This window comes from Gemmatirosa kalamazoonensis (genome assembly GCF_000522985.1).
Classification (GTDB): domain Bacteria; phylum Gemmatimonadota; class Gemmatimonadetes; order Gemmatimonadales; family Gemmatimonadaceae; genus Gemmatirosa; species Gemmatirosa kalamazoonensis.
The window spans coordinates 2,449,611-2,472,785 of the sequence record NZ_CP007128.1; the positions used below are offsets into that span (position 1 = coordinate 2,449,611).

A 23,175-nucleotide genomic window follows, 5' to 3' on the forward strand; every position below is an offset into this window, starting at 1 on the left:
CTCAGGAGCCGCCGATGTCGCCCCGTCCGCGTCCCACCTCCCGATGCCTCGCGTTCACGCTCGTCCTCTCGCTTCTCGCCGCAGCGCCCGCCCATGCGCAGTACAGCCTCATGATCGGCGACAACGACGGCTTCGGGTTCGGGCTCCCCGACAACGCGAGCCTGCCGTGCATCAACGGCATTCCCACGAGCTGCCGATGGCCGGGCCCCGGGACGGCCGGCTCGCTGTACGACGGCCGCAGCGCCGCCGAGCAGGCGGCGACGAACGGCGCCGAGATCACCGACGTCTGGTCCGCTTTGTGGCCACAGTTCGGCCCGAACAACTTCACGATCGGCCACGTGATCTTCCCGGTGTCCGTTCCCATCACGGCCGCGACGCTCACGGTGGACTTCGGGGACTTCCAGGCGGCGCAGGCGGCGGGCACACTGCTCGTCGACTTCAATGGCGTGTCGCAGAACTGGGCGTTCCAGGACGGATTCCTGAGGACGCAGGTCCGCACGTTCGTCCTCGACCCGGCCGTGATCGCGTCGATCAACGCGCTCGGCGGGCTGCAGATCACCCTCGACCATACGACGTCGTCCGACCTGATCGCGTTCGACTACTTCCAGCTCGACGCGACGACGCAGGGCGTGCCGTCGTCGGTGCCGGAGCCGGCGAGCCTCGTGCTCCTGGCGCCGGGGCTCGCGCTGCTCGGCGTGGCGGCGCGGCGGCGGCGCGCCTAACGAAGTGCCTGATGATCCGGGACGCCGGCCGCGCTCACGACGCGGCCGGCGATTCCCAGCGCCCGCTCTCCACGGAGCGGAAGATCGCGTCGATGACCGCCATGTTCGCGATCGCGTCCTCGAGCGGCACGGGCACCGGCCCCTCCCCGCGCACCGCGGCGGCGAAGCGGTCGGCCTGCAGGGTGAACTGGTCGTACGCGCCGACGGCGATGCTCTCGACGCCGGTGCCCAACACGTCGCGGCCGTCGTCGACGAGCAGGCGCGTGGGGTGGTCGCCCGGTGGGCTGAACGGGATCTCGAGCTCGATGCGGCCGGCGGTGCCGAGGATCTGCACGCGCTGGTGGTGCACGATCTGCCCGCCGACGCCGAACGTCGCCATGCCGGTGGGGAAGCGCAGCAGCCCCGCGGCGAGTCGGTCGACACCGAACTCGGGATCGCGCTCGAGCGTGCCGACGACCTCGGCCGGCTCCGCGCCGAACAGCCAGCGCGACATCGTGATCGGGTAGCAGCCGACGTCGAGCAGCACGCCGCCGCCCCACTCGACGCGGTTGCGCACGTCGGACGGGTCGCGCCGGTGATAGCTGAAGTGGCCGGTGACGAGCTTCAGCTCCCCGATGCGCCCCGACCGCACGACGTCGCGCGCGACGTGCCACTGCGGGTGCGTCCGCACCATGAACGCCTCGGCGATCTGCACGCCGGCGCGGTCGCGCGCGGCGACGAGCGCGCGGGCCTCGTCGGCGGTCAGCGCGATGGGCTTCTCGCACAGCACGTGCTTGCCGGCGGCCGCGGCGCGCTCGGACCACGGCACGTGCAGGTGGTTCGGCAGCGGATTGTAGACGGCGTCGATCTCGGGGTCGGCGAGCAGCTCCTCGTAGGACCCGTAGGCGCGCGGGATGCCTAAGGCGTCGGCGGCGGCGCGCGCCTTCGCGAGGTCGCGCGAGGCGATGGCGTCGACGCGGCACGCCGCGCTCCGCTGCATCGCGGGGATCACGCGCCGCACCGCGATGCTCGCCGCGCCGAGGACGCCCCAGCGCAACGGCGCCGTCACGGCGCGCCGGCGCCGCGCACGGCGAGGCACTCGATCTCGACGCGGCCGTTGCGCGCGAGGCCATTGACGCCGACCGCGCTGCGGGCCGGCTTGTGCTTCGGGAAGAACGTCGTGTACACCTCGTTCATGGCGCCCCACTCCGCCATGTCGGCGAGGAATACGGTGCACTTCACGACGTCGTCCATCGTGGCGCCCACCTTCTCGAGCGCGGCCCGGACGTTCGTGAGCGCCTGCCGGGTCTCGGGGCCGATGCCGCCGCCGGCCAGCGCACCGTCGGCGCCCGTGCCGAGCATGCCGCTCAGGTAGATCGTCTCGCCGACGCGCACGTACTGCGACAGCGGCGCGGCGGCGCTCGCCGCGGCGAACTCGGCGCGCGCGACAGGATCCTTCGTGACCGGCTGCGCAAAGAGCGCGACGGGCAGCGCGAGCGCGGCGAGCGCGGACAGGATGCGGAGGCTCATGGGTGGATTGGGGAAGGTTCTCGGTCGCCTCTCTTTTTCGATAGGATGAACAGGACGGACAGGATGAAAACCAACAAGAAAAGCAGTGCTGTTGTTGTTGGTTCTCATCCTGTCCGTCCTGTTCATCCTGTCAAAGAAGGAACGGCACCATCATCCTGTCCGTCGTGCACGATCCTGTCAGTACCCGGCCGCGTGGCCGTCCTTGCGCGGGTCGGAGCCGGCGGCGTAGCCCTTCGGCAGCTTGATGATGGCCTGCGCGCCGCCGAACGCGGTGCGGCGCTCGTCGGCGATCTCGTGGCCCATCGCGGCGAGCGCGGCGCGCACGCTGTCGCCGATCGCCGGCTCGAGCGCGACGCTCAACCCGTTCAGGTGCCGGAAGCGCGGTGCGTCGATCGCCTGCTGCACGTCCATGCCGAAGACGAACATGTTGATCAGGAACTGCGCGTGCCCCTGCGCCTGCATCGCGCCGCCCATGAGGCCGAAGCTCATGTACGGCTGATCGTCCTTCGTGACGAATCCCGGGATGAGCGTGTGGAACGGCCGCTTGCCCGGCGCGACGGTGTTCGGCAGCCCGGGATCCATCGTGAAGCCGGCGCCGCGATCGTGCAGCGCGAAGCCGGTGCCGGGCACCACGATCCCCGACCCGAACTCGTCGAACAGCGAGTTGATGAACGACACCATGTTGCCGGCGCTGTCGGCGACGGTGAGGTAGATCGTCTCGCTCGCCGTCTGCGCGGGGCCGGCCTCGACGCGGCTCTGCGCACGGTGCTCGTCGAGATGGCTCCGCCGCTCGGCGATGAACGCGTCCGACAGCATGCGTTCGGCGGGCATGGTGAGGTGCTCCGCGTCGCCGACGTAGCGCGCGAGGTCCGCGTACGCGAGCTTCTTCGCCTCGATGAGGTGGTGCAGGTAGGTGGGCGAGTTGTGCCCCATCGCCTTCAGGTCGTACGCGTCGAGGATGCGGAGCATCTCGAGCGCGGCGATCCCCTGGTTGTTCGGCGGCAGCTCCCACACGCGGTAGCCCTTGAACGTGGTGGAGATCGGCGTCACCCACGTGGGCTTGTTCGCCTTCAGGTCGTCGAGCGTGATGAAGCCGCCGAGCTCCTGCACGCGCGCGACGATGCGCTGACCGAGCGTGCCGCCGTAGAGCGCGTCGGGCCCCTCGGCGGCGATCTGCCGCAGCGTGCGCGCGAGGTCGGGGTTGCGGAACCAGTCGCCGGCCTTCGGCGTCTTGCCGTTCACGAGGAACGTCGCGCGCGCGCCCTCGTCGCGCGCGAGGACGTCGGCCTGTCCCGCCCAGTCGTTCGAGATGACCGGGGTGACGACGAACCCCTCGTCGGCGTAGTGGATCGCGGGCTGCACGGCCTGGGCGAGCGTGATGGTGCCGTACTTGGAGAGCAGCTCCTGCCATCCCGCGAGCGCGCCGGGCACGGTGACGGTCTCGATGCCGCGCGACGGCATGCGCGTGCGACCGCGCTTCACCAGCTCGTCGCGCGACATGAGCGAGCCCGCGCGTCCGCTCGCGTTCAGCGCGACGAGGCGGTGCTCCTTCGCGATCCACACGAGCGCGAACATGTCGCCGCCGACGCCGGTCATCATCGGCTCGACGACGGCCAGCGTCGCCGCCGCCGTGACGGCGGCGTCGATGGCGTTGCCGCCCTTCTGCAGCACGTTCAGCGCGGCCGTCGTGGCGAGCGGCTGGCTCGTGGCGGCGACGCCGTGCGGCGCGTAGACCACCGAGCGGCCGGCCATGGTGAGCGGGCGCTGGGCGGGCAGGGTGAGCGGCGCCGCGAGCAGCGCGGCGAGGAGGACGGTCGGTCGACGCATGGAGGCTGTTGGTGGGGAGACGACGCAAGCTACCGCGGGGACCGCACGCCGCCATCGGTCGCGGACGTGGCGGGAGCGGCGCCCGGCCGGGACTCCACGTACGAGTTTCTGGAGGACTGAAGGAGGACTGAAGAAGGAGAACACCAACAGAGTTGTTGGTCCTTCTTCAGTCCTCCTTCAGTCCTTCTTCAGTCCCACGAACACTCGTACGTGGAGTCCAGGACGGGCCACACCACGCCTAACGGACGCGTCGCAGCTCGATCGCGTCGATCCCGACGAGGTACCCGTCGGAGTAGCCGTGCGCGCGCGGGTCCTTGCCGACGATCTCCAGCACGAGCGCGTTGTCGCCCGCGCGCAGCGGCACGCGGCCGAGCGACACCGGCCCCATCGCCTCGACGTGCGGCGCGTAGCCGTGCACCACGGGCGAGAGCGTGTGGCCGTTCACGCTGAGCCGCACGTCGCCGTAGTCGGGAGCGCGCGTGAAGCGGCCCACGAGCTCGTAGGTGCCGGCGGCGGGCGCGCGGAGCGGCAGCGTGAGGCGGGCGCCGGGGCGCGCCTCGACCCACCAGAGCTGCGAAGCGCCGCTCCACCCCGCGGAGTCGCCCTCCCACGCCATCATGTCCTGCGCCTGCACCCGGCCCGCGGTGGCGCGCGCGGCGCCTAACAGCGACTCCGCCTCGATCGCGCCGGGCACGCGCATCGGCGGCACGGGCTCGTACGGCAGCAGCTCCGCGGGGAGCGGCGGGAACGCGCGGTGCGGGTGCGTCTGGTACCAGAACGCCACCGAGCTGTAGTCGGTGCCGGGCGCGTCGTTCGTGCCGCCATGCTCGATCGTGAATCGGAGCGAGCGCGCGAACGGGATCGGATCCTCGATGTGCCAGCGGTACGCGCTCACGCGGCCCGAGAGCGAGTCCTTGATCGTGAGCCCGTGGTAGAGCGACGAGTACGGGCCGCGATCGAAGTACCAGCCCGACGAGAAGTAGTCCTCGGTGCCCGTACCGATCACGCTCGGTGTCGTCTCGCCGTCGACGAACACGCGCTCGTCGCCCTCGAGGTACCAGAGCGCGCGGCCGCGACGCGGCTGCATCGAGAGCACCGTGCCGACGTACTGCCCGCGTCCCTCGGCCTCCAGCAGCGTGACCGGCGTGCCGCGCGTGGTCGTCACGCGGCGGAACTGCGCGTGGAAGTAGAGCGCGCTGTCGGGCACCGCGTCGCGCGCCTCCACGTCGACGTTGAAGTAGAACGCGCCGACCGGCACGGTGGCGCGGTTCTCCACCGTGATGCGCGCGTGGCGGCGGAACGGCATCGCCCAGTACGTGTCGTAGCCGCCGCTCGTCATGTTGACCGGCGCCGACGTGAACTGCCGCCACTCGCCGAAGCCGACGCCGAAGAAGTCGGTGATCGGCACCTCCACCGACGGCTCGGGCTCGTCGTCCCACCAGCAGCGGACGATGAGCTGTCGCTGGATGGCGACGCTGTTGCGCGGCGCGATGGTGACCCACCACCGCCTCACGATGCCGGCGCCGCGATGATCGACGAGCGTGAGCGTGCCGCCAGGTGGGATGGCGCGCGCGTCGTCGTTGCCGCCGGTGGTGTCGCGGCTGGAGTAGTGGACGACGTGCGCCGCGCGGGGCAGCGTGAGCGCGTCGAGCGCGCCGGCGGGCGGCTGCGCCGAGGCCGCGCGCGCGATGGCGCACAGTGCGGCGGTGGTCACGAACGTCGATCGGTTCACGCCTTGCCTCCTCGTGGGCCGCCGGTCATCTTCGCGCCTCGGACACGAGCGAGGAGCGAGCGGAGATGCCCGCGGTCGGCAACAGCGTCGCACGGAAGGACGGAATTGGGAAGGCGACGGGGCGCGCGCAGTACGCCGACGATCTCGTCTTCCCGGGCATGCTGCACGGGCGGACGATCCGCTCCACGGTGCCGCGCGGCCGCATCGCGAGCGTGCGACTCGACTTCGACGCGGCCAGCTTCACCGTCGTCGACCATCGCGACGTGCCGGGGCGCAACGTCTGCGACCTCATCGAGCAGGACCAGCCGTTCCTCGCCGAGCGCGAGGTGCGGCACATGGCGGAGCCGATCGTGCTGCTCGCGCACGAGGATCGCGAGATCCTGAACGCCGCGCGCGTGTCGATCGACTACGACGTCGAGACGCCGCTGTTCGATCCCGAAGCCTCCGCCGGCGTGTTCAAGCGCATCGACATCGTGAAGGGCGACGTCGACGCGGCGATGCCCGGCGCCGACGTCGTGGTCGAGGGGATCTATCGCACGGGCCACCAGGAGCACGTCTACATCGAGCCGAACGGCGTCGTCGCGGTGCCGGAGGACGGCGGCGTGGCGGTCTACGGCTCGATGCAGTGCCCGTTCTACGTCATCAAGGCGCTGAAGGCGCTGCTCGGCGCGAACACGCCGGTGCGCGTGGTGCAGACGGAGACCGGCGGCGGGTTCGGCGGGAAGGAGGAGTATCCGTCGATGATCGCGGGGCACGCCGCGCTGCTCGCGCTGAAGAGCGGCCGCCCGGTGAAGATCGTCTACGACCGCGTGGAGGACATGGTCGCGACGACGAAGCGGCACCCGTCGATCGTGCGCCACCGTACCGGCGTGACGAAGGACGGCCGCCTCGTGGCGATGGACGTCGACGTGCTGCTCGACGGCGGCGCGTACGTGACGCTGAGCCCCGTGGTGCTCTCGCGCGGCTGCATCCACGCGGCAGGGCCGTACCGGTGCGACCACGTGCGCATCCAGGGGCGCGCGGTGTTCACGAACACGCCGCCCAACGGCGCGTTCCGCGGCTTCGGCGCGCCGCAGACGGAGTTCGCGGTCGAGGTGCACATGGACCGCGTGGCCGAGGCGTTAGGCATGGACCCCGTGACGCTGCGCGAGATCAACGCGCTGCGGCCGGGCGACACGACGGCGACCGGCCAGACGCTGCGCGAGGACTGCTCGGCGCTCGCCTGCCTGGAGGAGGCGGTGCGGCGCACGGACTTCCGCCGCAAGCGCGACGCGTACCGCGGCACGAACCGCACGATCGGGCTGTCGCTGTTCTACCACGGCGCCGGCTTCACGGGGAGCGGCGAGCGGCACCTGAACTCGCGCGCGCGGCTGGAGACGACGCCGACCGGCGTGCGGATCGCCGTCGGCAGCACCGACATCGGGCAGGGCACGCGCACGATGCACGCACAGATCGTCGCCGACGCGCTCGGCGTGCCGTACGAGACGGTGGAGGTCGCGCAGCCGGACACGTCGCGCGTCGCCGACAGCGGGCCGACGGTCGCGTCGCGCACGTGCATGGTGGTGGGCAAGATCCTCGAGGAGTGCGCGCACGAGCTGCGCGGGACGCTCGGCGAGCTCACACCGGCGGAGCACCACGCGCGGCACGGCGCGCTGTCGGTGGAGCGGAAGTACGAGCCGCCCGACTGGATCCAGTGGGACGACTACACGTACAAGGGGGACGCGTACGCGACGTACGCCTACGGCTGCGACGTGGCGGAGCTGGAGGTCGACCCGGACACGTACGAGGTGCGGCCGACGCGGATCACCGTGATCCACGAGTTCGGCCGGCCGATCCATCCCGCGCTCGCGTTAGGCCAGATCGAGGGCGGCACGGCGCAGGGGCTCGGCTACGCGCTGCTCGAGCGCGTGGTGATGCGCGACGGCGCGATGGCGAACGCGCAGCTCACGAACTACGTCATCCCGACGACGCTCGACACGCCCGCGATGGACGTCGTGATGCTGGAGAACCGCTACGCCGGCGGTCCGTTCGGCGCGAAGGGGCTCGGCGAGCTGCCGATGGACGGGCCCGCGCCCGCGGTCGTGAACGCGCTGCGGCATCTGGGGCTCGACGTGCGCGAGGTTCCCGCCACTCCCGAGGTGCTCGCGGCATGCGCTTCACGCTGAACGGCGCCGCGCGCGACGTGACGTCACCCGCCGCGGCGCGGCTGCTCGACGTGCTGCGCGAGGAGTGCGGGCTCACGGGCACGAAGGAGGGGTGCGGCGAGGGGGAGTGCGGCGCGTGCACGGTGCTCGTCGACGGCGAGGCGGTCTGCTCGTGCATCGTGCCGGTGGCACAGGTGGACGGTGCCGACGTGCGGACGATCGAGGGGCTCGGCGACGACGACCCGCTGCAGCACCTGTTCATGAACGAGGTGGGCGCGCAGTGCGGCATCTGCACGCCGGGGATGATCATGGCCGCGCTGACGTTGGGCGAGCGGCCCACGCTCGACGACGTGAAGACCGCGCTCGCCGGCAACCTCTGTCGGTGCACGGGCTACGGCGCGATCTATCGCGCGGTGCTGAAGTGGCGCGGCGTGCCGCCGGAGACGGCGACGTGAGAACGGCGACGTCGGGACTCGACCTCGCGCGTGCGACATCGGTGGACGAGGCGCTGCGCATCCTGCGCGACGAGCCGCGCATGCCCGTCGCCGGCGCGACCGACGTGTACGTGGGACTCAACTTCGGCACGCTGCCGCAGACGCGATTCCTAGACATCTGGGGGTGCGACGAGCTGCGCGCGATCCGCGTCCACGGCGACACGCTGTCGCTCGGCGCGCTCGTCACCTACACGGCGTGCATCGCGTCGCCGCTCGTGCGCGAGTGGCTGCCGATGCTCGTCGAGGCGTCGCGGCTCGTGGGCGGCGTGCAGATCCAGAATCGCGGGACGTTGGGCGGCAACCTCGCGAACGCGTCGCCGGCGGGCGACTCGCTCCCCGTGCTGGCGGCGGCGGATGCGACGGTCGTGCTGCGCTCCCTGTCCGGCGAGCGCCGAGTGCCGGTGACGGCGTTCTTCACCGGATACCGCGCGACGGTGCTGCGACCGGAGGAGCTGATCGTGGCCATCGAGGTGCCGCACGTCGAGGGGCGACAGTGGTTCCGCAAGGTCGGCACGCGCGCGGCGCAGGCGATCTCGAAGGTCGTCATCGCCGCCGTCCGCGGGCCGTCGCCGCGCATCGCATTGGGCAGCGTGGCGCCGACCATGGTGCGGGCCCACGACACGGAGCGCGCGCTCGCGTCGGGCGCGTCGATCGACGACGCGGCGAACATCCTCGGCCGCGAGATCGCGCCGATCGACGACGTGCGGTCGACGGGCGACTACCGGCGCACGGTGGCGATGAACCTGCTGCGGCGGTTCTGGAGCGAGACGGCGTGACGTGCCTTTCATGCTCACGCGGAGCCGCGGAGAACGCGGAGAACGGCCACGACAATTGGCGTTCTCCGCGTTCTCCGCGTCTCCGCGTGAGACCGCCGAGTGATGTGGCTGCGTAGCCGCCGCGTGGTGACGGCGAAGGGGGTGCACGCGGCGAGCGTGCACGTTGTCGACGGTCGCATCGTGAGCGTGTCGACGTGGGACGACGCGTCGGCCGACGTGATCGACGTCGGCGACGACGTCGTCATGCCCGGTCTCGTCGACACGCACGTGCACGTGAACGAGCCCGGTCGCACCGAGTGGGAGGGGTTCGCGACCGCGACGCGCGCCGCCGCGGCGGGCGGCGTGACGACGATCCTCGACATGCCGCTGAACGCCGTCCCCGCGACGACGACCGCCGCGGCGCTGGAGGCGAAGCGCGACGCCGCGCGCGGCAACACGGCGGTGCACGTCGAGTACATCGGCGGCGTCGTGCCCGGGAATGCGGGAGAGCTGGAAGGGCTGCGCGACGCGGGCGTGCGCGCGTTCAAGTGCTTCCTGTCGCCGAGCGGCGTGGACGAGTTCGGGCACGTGACGGAGGCCGACCTGCGGGAAGCGTTCCCCGTGCTGCAGTCGTTAGGCCTCCCGCTGATGGTGCACGCCGAGGACCCCGCATGCCTGCTGGAGGCGCCGGCCGGTGGGTCGCGCCGCTACCTCGACTGGCTCGCGAGCCGCCCCGCGCAGGCCGAGCGCTCGGCCATCACGATGCTCGTGCGGCTCATGGAGCGGTGGCCGACCCCCGTGCACGTCGTGCACCTGTCGTCGGCGGGCTCGTTGGGCATCGTGGCGGACGCACGCGCGCGCGGCCTGCCGCTCACGGTGGAGACGTGCCCGCACTACCTCACGTTCGCGGCCGAGGAGATCCCCGACGGCGCGACGGAGTACAAGTGCGCGCCGCCGATCCGCCGGACGACGGAGCGCGACGCGCTGTGGGAGGCGCTGCTCGACGGCGAGATCGATCTCGTGGCGAGCGACCACTCGCCCTGTCCGCCCGCCATGAAGGGGAGCGACGGCGACTTCTTCGCTGCGTGGGGCGGCATCGCGTCGCTGCAGTTAGGCCTGTCCGCGGTGTGGACCGGCGCGCGTGCCCGCGGCGTCGGCGTCGAGCGGCTCACCGAGTGGATGAGCGCCGCGCCGGCGCGGCTCGCGGGGCTGCACGACAGGAAGGGACGCATCGCGCCGGGCTACGACGCCGATCTCGTGATGTGGGATCCGGATGCATCGTTCGTCGTGGACGCCGCGCGACTGCACCATCGGCATCCGGTGACGCCGTACGCGGGCCGCGAGCTGTTCGGCGTCGTGCGGCGGACGTACGTCGGTGGCAGGATCGTGTACGATGGCTGAGCGAGCGCACGCGGAGCCGCGGAGCACGCGGAGCACACCATTGAACCGCAGAGGGCGCAGAGAACGCAGAGGAGACCAACAAGAATTGGCTCGCCTCTGCGTCCTCTGCGTCCTCTGTGGTTGACACACACAGCCGAGGCAGTTCTCCGCGTTCTCCGCGCCTCCGCGTGAGACACTCCAGCACGACATGACCGACTTCACCGATCTTCCCGATCTCGCCGGCGAGCGCTTCGGCGGCGCCGTCATCGCGGCGAACGACGAGTTCTTCGCGCCGAAGGACGCGCTCGTGAAGCCCAACGCGCCCGAGTGGCGCGAGGGCGTGTACACGGAGCGCGGCAAGTGGATGGACGGCTGGGAGACGCGCCGCCGTCGCTCGCCCGGCCACGACTGGGCGATCGTGCGGCTCGGCATGCCCGGCGTCGTGCGCGGCGTCGTGATCGACACGAGCTTCTTCACCGGCAACTACCCCGAGCGCGCGAGCCTCGACGCGTGCGCGCTGGATGGAACGCCGGGCGCCGAGGTGCTCACGACCCAGGACGTCGGCTGGGAGCCGCTGCTCGGCATGTCGAGGCTCCACGGGAACGCGCGCAACGCGTTCGAGGTCGACGGCGATCGTCGGATCACGCACCTGCGGCTGAACATCTTCCCCGACGGGGGTGTCGCGCGGCTCCGCGTGCACGGCGACGTGGTGCCCGACGAGCGCGTGTTCGCGCGCGGCGAGGTGGATCTCGCGGCGATGGAGCTCGGCGGCTTCGTGGTGTCGTGCAGCGACATGCACTACGGCCACCGCCAGAACCTCATCCTCCCCGGCCGCTCGACGCACATGGGGGACGGCTGGGAGACGAAGCGTCGCCGCGGCCCGGGGCACGACTGGTCGATCGTGCGCCTCGCGCGGCGCGGCGTGCTGTCGCGTGTGGAGCTCGACACCGACCACTTCAAGGGCAACGCGCCCGGGAGCTGCATGCTGGAATCCTGCGACGCGCCCGAGGGCTTCGACGCCGAGCGCGCGACGTGGCGGCCGCTCGTGCCCGCGACGCCGCTCGAGCCGCACGCCCGCCACACGTTCGACGTGGACTCGGCCGAGCCGGCGACGCACGTCAGGCTCAACATCTATCCCGACGGCGGCGTGGCGCGGCTGCGGCTGTTCGGGACCGTTGCGCAGTGAACGGCATGTCTCACGCGGAGCCACGGAGGACGCGGAGAACGACCAAGCTCGTTGGTGTTCTCCGCGTGCTCCGCGGCTCCGCGTGAGCCGAAACAGCCACAGGTCCTCATGCCCGATGTATCCGACTTCGACGACCTCCCGTCGGCGCGCGCGGCGGATCTGATCCGCCCCTGTTGCGGCGCGAGCCGCTGGGTCGCGGAGATGGTCGCGCGGCGGCCGTTCGGCACGCTCGACGAGCTGCTCGCCGCCGCCGACGAGGTGTGGTGGGCGCTGGAGCCCGACGACTGGCGCGAGGCGTTCGCGCATCACCCGCGGATCGGCGAGCGCGCGGCCGCGGTGCCGCAGGACGCGCGCGGCGCCGCGTGGTCCGCCGGCGAGCAGGCGCGCGTCGGCGACGCGGCGAGCGACGTACGGGCCGAGCTCGCGGAGGCGAACCGCGCGTACGAGCGGCGGTTCGGACACATCTACATCGTCTGCGCCGCGGGGAAGGGCGCCGACGAGCTGCTCGCGACGGCGCGCGCGCGGCTCGCGAACGACCCCGACACCGAGCTGCGCGTGGCCGCCGAGGAGCAGCGGAAGATCACGCGGCTCAGGCTCGAGAAGCTCTTTCGCGAGGGGCCGGAATGAGCACCGTCAGCACCCACGTCCTCGACACCGCGTCCGGCCGGCCGGCGGCGGCGGTGGCCGTCACGCTGGAGCGCGTGGAGGGCGACGCCGCGGTCGCGTTAGGCAGCGGCGTCACCGACGCGGACGGCCGGCTGCGCGACTTCGGCCCGGGGGCCGCGCTGAGCGAGGGCACGTACCGGCTCCGGTTCGACGTCGGCGCGTACTTCACGCGCGGCGGGCGCGACGCGTTCTACCCGGAGGTCGTCGTGTGCTTCCGCGTGGCGGCGGGCGACGAGCATTATCACGTGCCGCTGCTGCTCGGCCCGTACGGCTACACGACCTATCGAGGCAGCTGACTCACCCACACGGAGGAGAGCCGTGATCCGATTCACCCGACTCTGTACCGCGGCCACGCTGGCGATCGCCTCGTCGGCGCTCGCCGCGTCCGCGTCCGCGCAGAAGGTGTCAAAGGACGCCGGCGACTTCGCGCTGCGCGGCGCGTTCGCCGGGCCGCTCGGCGTGCAGCTCTACTCGTTCCGCGACGCGTTCAAGACCGACGTGCCGGGCACGCTCGCGAAGGTGCGCGGCATCGGCTTCCGCGACGTGGAGCTCGCCGGGACGTACGGGCAGAGCCCCGCGCAGTTCCGGCAGACGCTCGACCAGGCCGGCCTCCGCGCGGTGTCGATGCACGTCGGCTACGAGATGTTCCGCGACAGCCTGCAGTCGGTGCTCGCGGCGGCGAAGGCGTTGGGCGTGCGCTACGTCGGCACGGCGTGGATCCCGCACCCGAACGGGCCACTCACCGTGGAGGCGGCGCGCGCCGCGGCGGCGGACTTCAACCGCTTCGGGCAGGCGGCGCGCGCGCAGGGGATGCAGTTCTTCTATCACATCCACGGCTTCGAGTTCAGCCCCGGCACCGGCGGCGTGCTGCCGATGGACGTGCTGATGCGCGAGACCGATCCCGACGCGGTGAAGTACGAGATGGACGTGTTCTGGATCTCGCGCCCGGGCGCCGACCCGGTGCAGTGGCTGCGCAAGTACCCGGGGCGCTGGAAGCTGCTCCACCTGAAGGACATGAAGCAGGATGTCGCGACGAACGTCCACACCGGCTCGGCCCCGCCGGACGAGAGCGAGACGACGCTCGGCAGCGGCAAGATCGACTACCGCAGCGTGCTGCGCACGGCGAAGCAGACGGGCGTGGAGTACTACTTCATCGAGGACGAGACGCGCGACCCGTTCGCGACGGTGCCGGTGAGCGTGAAGTGGCTCGAGGGCGTGCGCTACTAGCCGCCCGTCACCTCGCGCAGCCGCCGCTCGAGGAACCGGCGCTCCGGGCCTAACGTCGTCAGCGCGAGCGCGGCGCGGTACGACTCGGCCGCCTCGTCCAGGCGGCCGAGTCGGCGCAGGAAGTCGGCGCGCGCCGCGGGGAGCAGGTGATAGCCGCGCAGGTCCCCGCGCGCCGCCAGTCCGTCGACGAGCTTCAGCGCCGGCTCGGGGCCGAACGCCATCGCGACCGCCACGGCGCGATTCAACTCCACGATCGGCGTCGGCGCGACGCGCAGCAGCACGTGGTACAGTGCCGCGATCTGCCGCCAGTCGGTCGACGCGGCGTCGGGCGCCTCGGCGTGCAGCGCGGCGATCGCGGCCTGCAGCGCGTACGGACCCGCGCGGCCGCCGCGCAGCGCCTGCTCCACGCGCGCGATCCCCTCGGCGATCTGCGCGCGGTCCCACCGGCCGCGGTCCTGCACCTCGAGCAGCAGCAGGTCGCCGTCGGGGGTGGTGCGCGCGTCGCGGCGCGAGTCGTGGAGCAGGAGCAGCGCGAGGAGCCCGTTCGCCTCGGTCTCGTTAGGCATCAGCTCCACGAGCAGCCGCGCGAGCCGGATCGCCTCGCCGCACAGCTCGCGGCGCACGATCGCGTCCCCCGCCGTCGCCGCGTACCCCTCGCTGAACACGAGGTAGACGACCGACAGGACGGCGTCGAGCCGCGCCGGCAGCTGGTCGCGCGGCGGCACCTCGTACGGGATGCGCGCGACGCGGATCTTCTTCGTCGCGCGCACGAGCCGCTGCGCCATCGTCGCCGCGGGGACGAGGAACGCGCGCGCGATCTCCTCGGTGGTCAGCCCGCATACGGTGCGCAGCGTGAGCGCGACCTGCGCGTCGGCGGCGAGCGCGGGGTGGCAGCAGGTGAAGACGAGCCGCAGCCGGTCGTCCTCGACGTCGGGCGCGTCGAGCGCGGCGTCGGGCGCCGGCATGCGCGCGAGGTGCGCCTCGACGTCGGCGAGCGCCGCGATCTCGTCGGCCTTGCGGGCGAGCGTCCTGCGCCGCCGCAGCGCGTCGACGGCGCGGAATCGCCCCGCGCTCACGAGCCACGCCCGCGGGTTCGTCGGCACGCCCTCGCTCGGCCACCGCTCCAGCGCCGCGGCGAACGCGTCGTGCAGCGCCTCCTCCGCGAGGTCGAAGTCGCCGAGCAGCCGGATCAGCGTCGCGAGGATGCGGCGCGACTCGGTGCGGTAGAGGTGGTCGAGGGTCTTCTGACGCATCGAGGTGGGGCCGCTGCGTGGCTGCGTGGCTGCGCGGCTGCGTGGCTGCGTCACGACCCACGCAGCCACGCAGCCACGCAGCATCACGCCGTCGCCGTCGCCCTCGCCTCGCTGGCCGGGAGCTGCGCCTCGGGACGCTCGAACACGACGACCGGTCGCACCTCGATCGATCCGATGCGCGCCGATGGGATGCGGGCGGCGACGGCGATCGCCTCGTCGAGATTCTCCGCGTCGACGAGATAGAACCCGCCGAGCTGCTCGCGCGTCTCGGCGAACGGGCCGTCGGTCGTCTGCAGCTTGCCGCCGCGCACGCGCACCGTCGTCGCGGTGGCGATCGGCTGCAGCGCCTCGCCGGCGCGGTAGCTCCCCTTGTCCTGGATGTCCTTCGTGAACGCGAAGTACTCGCCCATCATCGCGCCGCTCTCGTCGGGGCTCATGGTCTCCCAGACCTTCTCGTCGTCGTAGATCAGCAGGACGTACTTCATCGTGGGCCTCCGGTGGGTGAATGGGGGCACTGCTTCGGTGCGGAGTAGTCGAACGGGGGGCGGGGAAATCGACAGCAGTGCGTCACGGCGGGACGACTGACGGCGGGACGACTGACGGCGGGACGACTGACGGCGGGACGGCGAACGGCGGGACGACGAACGGCGGGACGTTCGACCGCGGGATGGGGATGCGCTCAGGGGGATCCAGCTCGCGTCGAAATGGTACGGCGGTCGGACCGGGGTGTAGCACCTTGGGCGAAGGGGGGGGAGCCCCCCCTGGTAACTACGATCCGGCGCCAGGGATCCCGCAGTAGATCGTCCCGCAGTAGATCGTCCCGCCGTAGATCGTCCCGCAGTAAGGCATCCCGCCGTTCGTCGTCCCGCCGTTCGTCGTCCCGCCGTCAGTCGTCCCGCCGTCACCGCACCCGCCCCCCGTAATCGATCCACCGCGCCAGCACCGCCCGCTCCTCGTCCGTCATGTGCGTGCGGTTCGCCGGCGGCATGGTGCGCGTGACGACCGCGCGCTCGCGGATCCGCGCGGCGCGCGCCACGATCTCCTCCGGTGTGTCGAACGCGACGCCCGCCGGCGCGACGCCGAGGCTCGAGTCGACGGGGCTCATCGAGTGGCACACCGCGCAGCGGCGGTCGATGACGTGGCGCGCGTCGGCGAACGTCACCGGACCCGCGACGGACATGCGCGAGGGCGCGATGGTCGACTCCACCGGCGGCGCGGGGATCGACAGCACCGCCCACAGCGCGGCGATCGTCGTCGCGATCGTGCCCGCGAGCGCCGGCCGCCAGCCCGGCCACGTCCATCGCACGTTGAGCACGTGCCGCACGGCCGCGCCGCCGGCGACGAGGATGAGCAGCACGAGCCAGCTCCACCGCCCCGCGTAGAGCGCGGGGAAGTGGTTGCTCACCATGAGCGCGATGACGGGGAACGTGAAGTAGTTGTTGTGGATCGACACCCGCTTCGCGCGCGCCGACAGCGCCGCCAGCTCGGCGCCGGCGCCGCCCGACCGCACCGACGCGACGAGCGCGCGCTGCGACGGCACGATGGTGAGGAACACGTTCCCCGCCATGATCGTGGCGAGCATCGCCCCGACGTGCAGGAACGCCGCGCGCCCGCTGAGATGGTTCGTGAAGGCGATCGCGACGAGGATGAGCCCCGCGGTCCACGCCGCCGCCGCCACGCGGGGCGCGCGCGGCGCGACGAGTCGCTGCACGCCCTCGTACAGTCCCCAGCCGAGCACGAGGCCGGCGATCGCGAGCGCCGTCGCGTGCAGCTGCGAGATCCCGTGCACCGACGGGTCGGCCATGACGGCGCGCCCGCCGGCCCAGTAGACCACGACGAGCAGCGCGACGCCGCTCAGCCACGTCGTGTACGCCTGCCACTTGAACCAGTGCAGCGGCGTCGGGAGGGGCTCGCCGGCGAGCAGCGTCTTCTCCACGTAGTAGAACCCGCCGCTGTGCAGCAGCCAGATCGTGCCTAACGGCTCGCGCGTCATCCCCGACACGGCGCGCTTCTGCAGGCTGCGGTCGAGCCAGTTGAAGAGCAGCGAGTTGCCGACCCACATGATGCCGGCGACGACGTGCACCCAGCGCGCGACGAGATCGAGCAGCTCCCAGATCCGCGGGGTCACCGGATCCCTCGGCGCGCGAGCACGCGCGCGAACGAGGGCTCGCGCAGCTCGGCGCCGGTCACGCCCGTGAGGCGCTCCGCGTCCTCGTCGGCGATCGCGCCGGCGCTCATCGCGCGGTGGAAGAACGCGAGCAGCGCCTGTCCCGTCGCCGGCTCGTCGAGCACGCCGCCGACGAGCGCGGTGCGATGCGCGCGCTCCACGAAGTTGCGCAGCCGCGCGCCCGCCGCGTCGACGCCCTCGAGGAAGAAGCTCGTCACCGCCGCGTGCCGCGACACGAGCTGCGCGGCGTGCAGGTCCCATCCCTGATACCACCCGGCGGCGAGCGAGTGGCGCACGTCGTCGAAGTGCAGGTGCCAGCCCGCGTGCACGCCGGCCGAATCGCCGTCGTGTCGCGGCACCGGAAGGAGCGCGGTGGAGCCGTCGGCGAGCCACACACCGGTGCCGGCGAGCGACGTCTGGATCACGTGCCGCGCGTGGTCGCACGCCGGGTGGCGCAGCCGCTGGTGCGCGGCAGTGATGCCCAACGCCGCCGTGTAGTCGTAGACGCCGAGGTTCACGCCGTCGAGCCGCCCGTCGGACGCGTCGACGATCGCCGGCAGCAGCGAGCGTCCCGTCGCGTCGACGATCGCCTGCGGCACCTCGAGCTGGATCTCGAACCGCAGCGCGCCGTCGGCGAGCCCCGTGGCGCGCTCCATCGCGCGCAGCGCGGCGACGAAGTACGCGACCTGCTCGGCGACGGTCACCTTCGGCAGCGTGACGACCCACCGCTCCGGAAGCGCCCCCGATTCCACGAGCGCGCCGACGAGCAGGCCGAGCGTGCGCACGCTGCGCGCGCGCAGCTCCTCGGTGAGCGGCTTCACGCGCACGCCGATGGACGACGGCAGCCTGGCCTCGCGCACGCCGCGCGCGAGCTCCGCGGCGACGTCGAGGGCGGCCTGATCCTCGTCGTCGTCGTCGCGCACGCCAAAGCCGTCCTCGAAGTCGATGCGGTAGTCCTCCACCGGCTCGCGCGCGAGCTTGTCGCGCACCCGCGCCACGATCGCCTCGAGCGCGGGATGTCCGTCGATGCCTAACGCGCGGCCGAGCGACGCCGCGTCGGGCGCGTGCGCGCCGAGCGCCGCGAGCGCCTCGGCCCCGCGGCGCGCGGCCACGTCGGCGGTGAAGTGCTGCGCGCCCTCGATGAGCGTGTGCACCGGCTGCCGCGCGGCGCGCTCGCCCGGGTAGCGCCGCGCGAACGCGAGGTTCGCCTCGCGCAGCGCCGCCTCGGCGTCGTCGAGGCCATCGGGGTCGAAGAAAGCGCTCATACGCCACTCACCGCGTCATCTCCTCCGCCGACCGCAGGGCCAGCGCGCAGAAGGTCAGCGTGCCGTTCGCGCAGCTCGCGCTCACGCACGTCGGCGCGCCGACGACGAACAGGTTCTCGTGGTCGTGCGTGCGTCCCCACGAGTCGACCACCGACGTCGCGGGGTCGTCGCCCATGCGGCAGCCGCCCGCGGGATGGTCCTGGAAGCCGCCGTCGTCCTCCTCCACGCGCAGCACGGTCCCGTCGCCGGCGCGCGCCATCCGCTCGAACAGCGCCACGATCGTGTCGTCGGAGTAGCGGCGCAGCGCGGCCGACTCGGGCGCGTCACGCATGGCGAGCTTCGGCAGCGGGTCGCCGTAGCCGTTGTGCAGGTCGGTGTCGAGCGTGAGCGCGCTCTCCCGGTCGGGAAAGACGTCGTAGTACGCGCGCACGCGCGCGACGCCGGTGCGCGTGCGCTCGCGCCAGTCCCTCAGAAGCTCGTCGCCGAGCAGCAGGTTGCCCGCGTCGTCGCGCAGGCGCGGCCCGCGATCGAAGCTCGACTCCCACACGCGCAGGTCGTGGCGCAGATAACGCTTCGTGGCGGGCGCCCGCATGAACTGCTTCGTGACGAGCGAGTGCTGCCCGTTCATCCCCGGAAACAGCTCCAGCGGCAGCGCGACGAACGCCTGCTTGTTGCGGTGCCCGCACAGGTACTTGCCGACGAGCCCCGAGGAGTTCGCGAGCCCCGACAGCAGCAGCAGGTGCGAGCTCCACACGTATCCCGCGGCGACGACGAACTGCGTCGCGCGGAACTCCACGGGCACGCTCGGCCGGTTCGGCACGCGCTGCACGGCCTGCGCGCTCGTCACGCGGCTCGAGCCCTGCTCGGTGATGAGCCGCCGCACGAGCGTGCGCGGGTAGAGCGTGACGCGCTTCGACGCGCGCAGCCGGTTCCACGTCACGTCGGGCGTGTACTTGGCGCCGGTGGGGCATACCGGCGTGCACGTGTCGTTGCGGCAGCACGCGGCGCGGCCGTCGTACGGGCGCGAGTTCTTCGCCGACGGCTGGCTCCACATCGTGATGTCGGCCTTCGACGCCCAGTCCTGCAGCAGCTCCAGGTTGTACGTCAGCGGGATCGCCGGCATGGGGTACGGCTTGCCGCGCGGATCCATCTCCGCCGGCCCCTGCGCGCCGGCGACGCCGATGAGCGTCTCCGCCTCCTGGTAGTACGGGTCGAGATCGTCGTACCCGATCGGCCAGTCGGTGCCGACGCCGAACCGCGACCGCGTCTCGAAGTCCTCCGGCGACCAGCGCGGCGTCACGCCGCCCCAGTGCAGCGCGAGCCCGCCCACCTGCATGGAGCGCGACTGCAGCGGGCCCTGGATGTCGTAGCCGTCGAGGTGGTCGTTGGGCCACGGGCTCTCGCCGTACGCCAGGTAGCGATCGCGCAGTGCGTAGCGGCGGGCGAGCGGCGGCGCCTCCTCGCCGGCCTCCACGACGACGATGCGCTTCTTCGTCGTGCGCGCGAGCTTCTCCGCCACCATCGCCGCGGTGATCCCCGATCCCACGATGCACACGTCGCTCTCCACCACGACGCGTCGACGGAAGAGGCTCATGCGCGGCGCCCGGTGCGCTCCGCGATCGGGAGCGGCTTGCGCGCCTGCGCGGCGAGCGGGCGGCACGTCTGCCGAGCGATGTGCGCGCGGTAGCAGCGGTCGGTCGCCTCGGGGCTCGCCGCCCAGTGGCCGAGCAGCGCGAGCGCGACGTGCGGCGCGCGCCCGACGGCGGGGATCCGGTCGGCTTTCATCCCGTCGAGCAGCGTGTGCACCATCTCGCGCCGCGCGTCGAGCGGCAGCGCGGCGAACGCGTGGCCGTGCGTCGCGCGCGCCGACTCGTCGAGGCGGTCGAGCTGCTGCGCCCAGCGCGTGGCCGGCGTGGGACCGGAGTAGCTGAGCGCGGACGTGCCGTAGCCGTGCAGCAGCTCCGCGCGCTCGCGGTAGCCGGCGATCCACCGCTCGAACGCGGCGACGGCGGCCTCGGTCCCCGCGGGGCCGAGCTCCGCGGGGAGCACCACCGCGCCCAACGCGCGCAGCGTGCGCGGGCCGGCCGCGAGATGATCGACCGAGAGGGCGTGGGCGCGGCGCACGAGCGCGGCGCTCGGCACGGCGGCGGCGAGCGCGGCGACGAACGCGCGGCGGGAGAGCGGTGGCATGAGCGGAGTGCCTAACGGACGGGGTGGGCCAGCGCCTCGTAGGGCGCGTAGCCGCGCAGCGGCAAGAGACACGACTGCGCGTGCAGCGCGCCGGTCGCGAAGCCCTCGGCGAGCGCGCGACGGAGCAGCGTCACCGCGTCGGCCTGTCGACCGAGCGTCCCGGCGATGCACGCGCGGAACAGCGACGGCAGTCCCGTGGGGTACGGCTCCTCGACCCGCGCGAGCTCCGCCGCGACGCGCTCGGCGCGCGCGCGGTCGCCGGTGTGCGCGGCGGCGAGGCCGGTCCAGCCGAGGAGCCGGACGTCGCCCGGGTGTGCGGCCGACAGCGCGCGGAACATCGAGTCCGCACGCGCCCAGTCGCCGGCGAGCCCGGTGGCCGCCGCGCCGAGGACGCGCGCGACGTCGGCGTCGCGGGGCGAGGTGGGTGCGTCGCGCGACGCCTCCGCCGCGCGGCCGAAGAGCGCCGTCGCCTCGGACGCGTGCTCGTGCGCCTCGAGCTCGACCGCCGTGTCGAACATGACCTGCGCCGCGCTGGTTCGCGGTTGCGCCGGGATTGTCAGTACCGCGCGCATGAGCGAGTCGACCGCGCCGAGCCTGCCTAACGCGACCAGCGTCCGCGCGTGGTCGTCGATGGCCGACAGCAGCGCGGGCTGCCGGGCCAGCCGCCGCCGGGTCTCGGCGAGCTCCTCGTCGTAGCGCCGCGCGAGGTGCAGCGCGCGGCCCAGGCGCGTGCCGTACTGGTCCCACGGCACGCTGGAGCGCTCGGCGTCGATGCGGCGCAGCACGGCCACGGCCTCGTCGTACCGGCCGATGTCGAGGGCCGTGTAGCCGGCGTGATAGAGCGCGAACTCCGACGCCGGCGCGGCGGCGAGCATCTCCCGCGCCGCTGCGTACGCGCCGGCACGGTCGCCGCGGAGCGTGGCGCGCTGGCCGTCGAGCATCGTGCGGTCCAGCGGCGCGAGACGCGCGCGGCGCGGCTCCACGGTGCGGTCGAGCGAGTCCTCGCGGGCCGGATCGCCGAGGTTCGCCCACGCCGCCGCCTCCCACAGGCGCGGCGTCACGAAGTCGGAGTCGAGCGCCGCGGCGCGGTGCAGGAACGGGATCGCGCGCGCGTAGTCGCGGTGCGCGTACGCGTCGAGCCCCTGCACCCACGCCTGGTAGGCCTCGTACGTCGGCGGCTGGCTCGCCTCGCGGGCGAGCGCCGCGATGCGCGGGTCGAGCTCCGCGGCGAGCGCGCCGGCGACGCGCTGCCGCAGCGTGTGCACCGCGGCGAGCGGCTCGGCGCGCGGGGCGAGCACGGGCTCGAGGGCGCGCAGCACGCGGCCGCTCCGCGCGTCCACCACCCGCGCCTCGACGCCCACCGAGTCGCCCTCACGGAAGAACGCGCCGACGACGACGGTGCCCGCGTGCGCCGCGCGCCCCGCCGCGGGCGCGTCGCTCGTCGAGTCGCGCGACGGGCGCGCGAGCGGCTCGACCACCTCGATGGTGCGCGTCTCGGTGAGCCCGCGGCTGATCCAGTCGGCGGCGATGCGGCCTAACGAAGCGAGCGTCGAGTCGCCGGTCCGGTTGTCGAACGCCACGACGACGACGCGCTTCGGGTCGAGCGCCGGCTCCGGAGCCCGCAGCGCCGCGACCGCGATCGCGCCGCCCACGGTGATCGCGCCTGCCGCGTACGCGACGAGAGCTCGGGTCGATCGCGTCGGGGAGCTTTTCACCGCAGAGGACGCAGAGGACGCAGAGGACACCTGACCGGTCGGGGCCCTCTGCGTCCTCTGCGTCCTCTGCGGTTCGAGCTGTTCGAGCAGCCCCGTCTCCGCGAGCCGTGCGGCGACGTCGCGCGCGAGCGTCGTCACCGACGCGTGCGGCGCGGTGCCGAGCTCGCGGTCGAGCCGCCTAACGAGCGCGTCGTACGCCGCGACCGCGGCCGCGAGCGCTTCGGGCGTACCCGGCGCCTTGATCGCATTCAGCACGAACAGCGCGGCGTCCGCCGACGCCGGCTCCGCGTCGAGCCAGCGCTCGGCCAGCGCGCGGCAGTCGTCCCACCGGCGTGCGCGCGCCAGCTCGGTGCACCGTGCCGACGCGCTGCGCGCGAACAGCGCCGCGAGCCGCGCGCGCTCCCGCTCGCGCCAGTGGTCGAACTCCGGCGCGTCGTCCACGTACACGCCGTCGAGAAACGGTCCCGCGTAGAGCGCCGTCACGCGCTCGTCGTCGCCCGCCGCGGCGGCGGCGGTGAGCGCAAGCGCATCGACGTCGAGCGGCGCGCCGTCGGCGAGGAGCACCTCGTCGGCGAGCGCGCACAGCGCATCGCGGCCGAGCGAGCGGCGCAGGTGGCTCAGCGCGTCGGAGAGCGAGTTGCGCGCGCGGTCCTCGTCGCGCCCGCCCCAGAACACGCCGATCAGCCGGTCGCGCGTCGCGCGGCGGCCGGCGCGCAGGGCGAGCCACGCGAGCACCGCGAGCTTGCGCGGCCGTGTGGCGAGCGACGGCTCGTCGCGCCCCGCGGGATCGAGCAGTGCCAGGCGGCCGAGCGTCACGAGTCGGAAGCGACCCACGGGGATCGCATGCCGGGCGCGCGTCGTCCCCCGATGCGTTCGCTCCATCGGTGTCCTCCGGTCCGGCGCGAAATGTACGACCGTGTCCGGGGACCGGCCAGCAGACCGC

Annotated in this window: 20 protein-coding genes; 9 read left to right on the forward strand and 11 right to left on the reverse strand. The window is 72.9% G+C overall.

Going from position 1 to position 23,175, the window contains the following annotated elements; all coding sequences use genetic code 11:
* Positions 1 to 14 precede the first annotated feature (14 nt).
* Positions 15 to 722: a PEP-CTERM sorting domain-containing protein gene (locus J421_RS10640; RefSeq protein ID WP_025411159.1), complete on the forward strand. Its 708-nt coding sequence runs from the start codon at positions 15 to 17 to the stop codon at positions 720 to 722.
* 34 nt (positions 723 to 756) lie between these two features.
* Here the strand turns inward: J421_RS10640 and J421_RS10645 are convergent, their stop codons facing one another.
* From J421_RS10645 to J421_RS10660, 4 genes are all read right to left on the reverse strand, one after another.
* Positions 757 to 1,770, reverse strand: coding sequence for a Gfo/Idh/MocA family protein (locus J421_RS10645; protein WP_025411160.1), 1,014 nt, complete (start codon positions 1,768 to 1,770; stop codon positions 757 to 759).
* Positions 1,767 to 2,231 (reverse strand): RidA family protein, encoded by a 465-nt coding sequence (locus tag J421_RS10650; protein WP_025411161.1) that lies wholly within the window; start codon positions 2,229 to 2,231, stop codon positions 1,767 to 1,769. The genes J421_RS10645 and J421_RS10650 overlap by 4 nt, the downstream gene beginning before the upstream one ends.
* Before the next feature lie 177 nt (positions 2,232 to 2,408).
* Positions 2,409 to 4,058: a gamma-glutamyltransferase gene (gene ggt / locus J421_RS10655; RefSeq protein WP_025411162.1), complete on the reverse strand. Its 1,650-nt coding sequence runs from the start codon at positions 4,056 to 4,058 to the stop codon at positions 2,409 to 2,411.
* Positions 4,059 to 4,296: 238 nt separating this feature from the next.
* Positions 4,297 to 5,790: a glycoside hydrolase family 172 protein gene (locus J421_RS10660; RefSeq protein WP_025411163.1), complete on the reverse strand. Its 1,494-nt coding sequence runs from the start codon at positions 5,788 to 5,790 to the stop codon at positions 4,297 to 4,299.
* A 65-nt stretch (positions 5,791 to 5,855) separates the two neighbouring features.
* Between J421_RS10660 and J421_RS10665 the strand changes: the two genes are divergently transcribed.
* From J421_RS10665 to J421_RS10700, 8 genes are all read left to right on the forward strand, one after another.
* Positions 5,856 to 7,955 (forward strand): xanthine dehydrogenase family protein molybdopterin-binding subunit, encoded by a 2,100-nt coding sequence (locus J421_RS10665; protein ID WP_025411164.1) that lies wholly within the window; start codon positions 5,856 to 5,858, stop codon positions 7,953 to 7,955.
* Entirely contained in the window at positions 7,940 to 8,389 is a 450-nt protein-coding gene (locus J421_RS10670; protein ID WP_025411165.1) for a (2Fe-2S)-binding protein, read from the forward strand. Before J421_RS10665 ends, J421_RS10670 begins: the two co-directional genes overlap by 16 nt.
* The gene (locus J421_RS10675; protein ID WP_025411166.1) at positions 8,386 to 9,204 is read left to right on the forward strand and encodes an FAD binding domain-containing protein; all 819 of its coding nucleotides are present in this window, start codon (positions 8,386 to 8,388) and stop codon (positions 9,202 to 9,204) included. The genes J421_RS10670 and J421_RS10675 overlap by 4 nt, the downstream gene beginning before the upstream one ends.
* Before the next feature lie 102 nt (positions 9,205 to 9,306).
* On the forward strand, positions 9,307 to 10,584 hold the full coding sequence (allB, locus tag J421_RS10680) for an allantoinase AllB (protein ID WP_104022491.1): 1,278 nt from the start codon (positions 9,307 to 9,309) through the stop codon (positions 10,582 to 10,584).
* A gap of 187 nt (positions 10,585 to 10,771) precedes the next feature.
* Entirely contained in the window at positions 10,772 to 11,749 is a 978-nt protein-coding gene (alc, locus tag J421_RS10685) for an allantoicase (protein ID WP_025411167.1), read from the forward strand.
* A gap of 108 nt (positions 11,750 to 11,857) precedes the next feature.
* Complete coding sequence (gene uraD / locus J421_RS10690; RefSeq protein ID WP_025411168.1) at positions 11,858 to 12,376, forward strand: 2-oxo-4-hydroxy-4-carboxy-5-ureidoimidazoline decarboxylase; 519 nt, start codon at positions 11,858 to 11,860, stop codon at positions 12,374 to 12,376.
* Positions 12,373 to 12,711, forward strand: coding sequence for a hydroxyisourate hydrolase (gene uraH, locus J421_RS10695; protein ID WP_025411169.1), 339 nt, complete (start codon positions 12,373 to 12,375; stop codon positions 12,709 to 12,711). The genes uraD and uraH overlap by 4 nt, the downstream gene beginning before the upstream one ends.
* A 22-nt stretch (positions 12,712 to 12,733) precedes the next feature.
* The gene (locus J421_RS10700) at positions 12,734 to 13,642 is read left to right on the forward strand and encodes a sugar phosphate isomerase/epimerase family protein (protein WP_025411170.1); all 909 of its coding nucleotides are present in this window, start codon (positions 12,734 to 12,736) and stop codon (positions 13,640 to 13,642) included.
* On the opposite strand, the gene J421_RS10705 is transcribed toward J421_RS10700, so the two are convergent.
* From J421_RS10705 to J421_RS10740, 7 genes are all read right to left on the reverse strand, one after another.
* Entirely contained in the window at positions 13,639 to 14,895 is a 1,257-nt protein-coding gene (locus tag J421_RS10705; RefSeq protein WP_025411171.1) for an RNA polymerase sigma factor, read from the reverse strand. The genes J421_RS10700 and J421_RS10705 overlap by 4 nt on opposite strands.
* Before the next feature lie 83 nt (positions 14,896 to 14,978).
* On the reverse strand, positions 14,979 to 15,380 hold the full coding sequence (locus tag J421_RS10710) for a YciI family protein (protein WP_025411172.1): 402 nt from the start codon (positions 15,378 to 15,380) through the stop codon (positions 14,979 to 14,981).
* Between the two features lie 416 nt (positions 15,381 to 15,796).
* The gene (locus J421_RS10720; protein ID WP_025411173.1) at positions 15,797 to 17,023 is read right to left on the reverse strand and encodes a urate hydroxylase PuuD; all 1,227 of its coding nucleotides are present in this window, start codon (positions 17,021 to 17,023) and stop codon (positions 15,797 to 15,799) included.
* A complete protein-coding gene (locus J421_RS10725) occupies positions 17,020 to 18,327 on the reverse strand; it encodes a DUF6986 family protein (protein ID WP_025411174.1) in 1,308 nt (435 codons plus the stop codon). The genes J421_RS10720 and J421_RS10725 overlap by 4 nt, the downstream gene beginning before the upstream one ends.
* 7 nt (positions 18,328 to 18,334) lie before the next feature.
* A complete protein-coding gene (locus J421_RS10730) occupies positions 18,335 to 19,921 on the reverse strand; it encodes a GMC oxidoreductase (RefSeq protein ID WP_025411175.1) in 1,587 nt (528 codons plus the stop codon).
* Entirely contained in the window at positions 19,918 to 20,517 is a 600-nt protein-coding gene (locus tag J421_RS10735; RefSeq protein ID WP_025411176.1) for a gluconate 2-dehydrogenase subunit 3 family protein, read from the reverse strand. The genes J421_RS10730 and J421_RS10735 overlap by 4 nt, the downstream gene beginning before the upstream one ends.
* An 11-nt stretch (positions 20,518 to 20,528) precedes the next feature.
* Positions 20,529 to 23,114: an AfsR/SARP family transcriptional regulator gene (locus J421_RS10740; protein ID WP_104022494.1), complete on the reverse strand. Its 2,586-nt coding sequence runs from the start codon at positions 23,112 to 23,114 to the stop codon at positions 20,529 to 20,531.
* Positions 23,115 to 23,175: the final 61 nt, after the last annotated feature.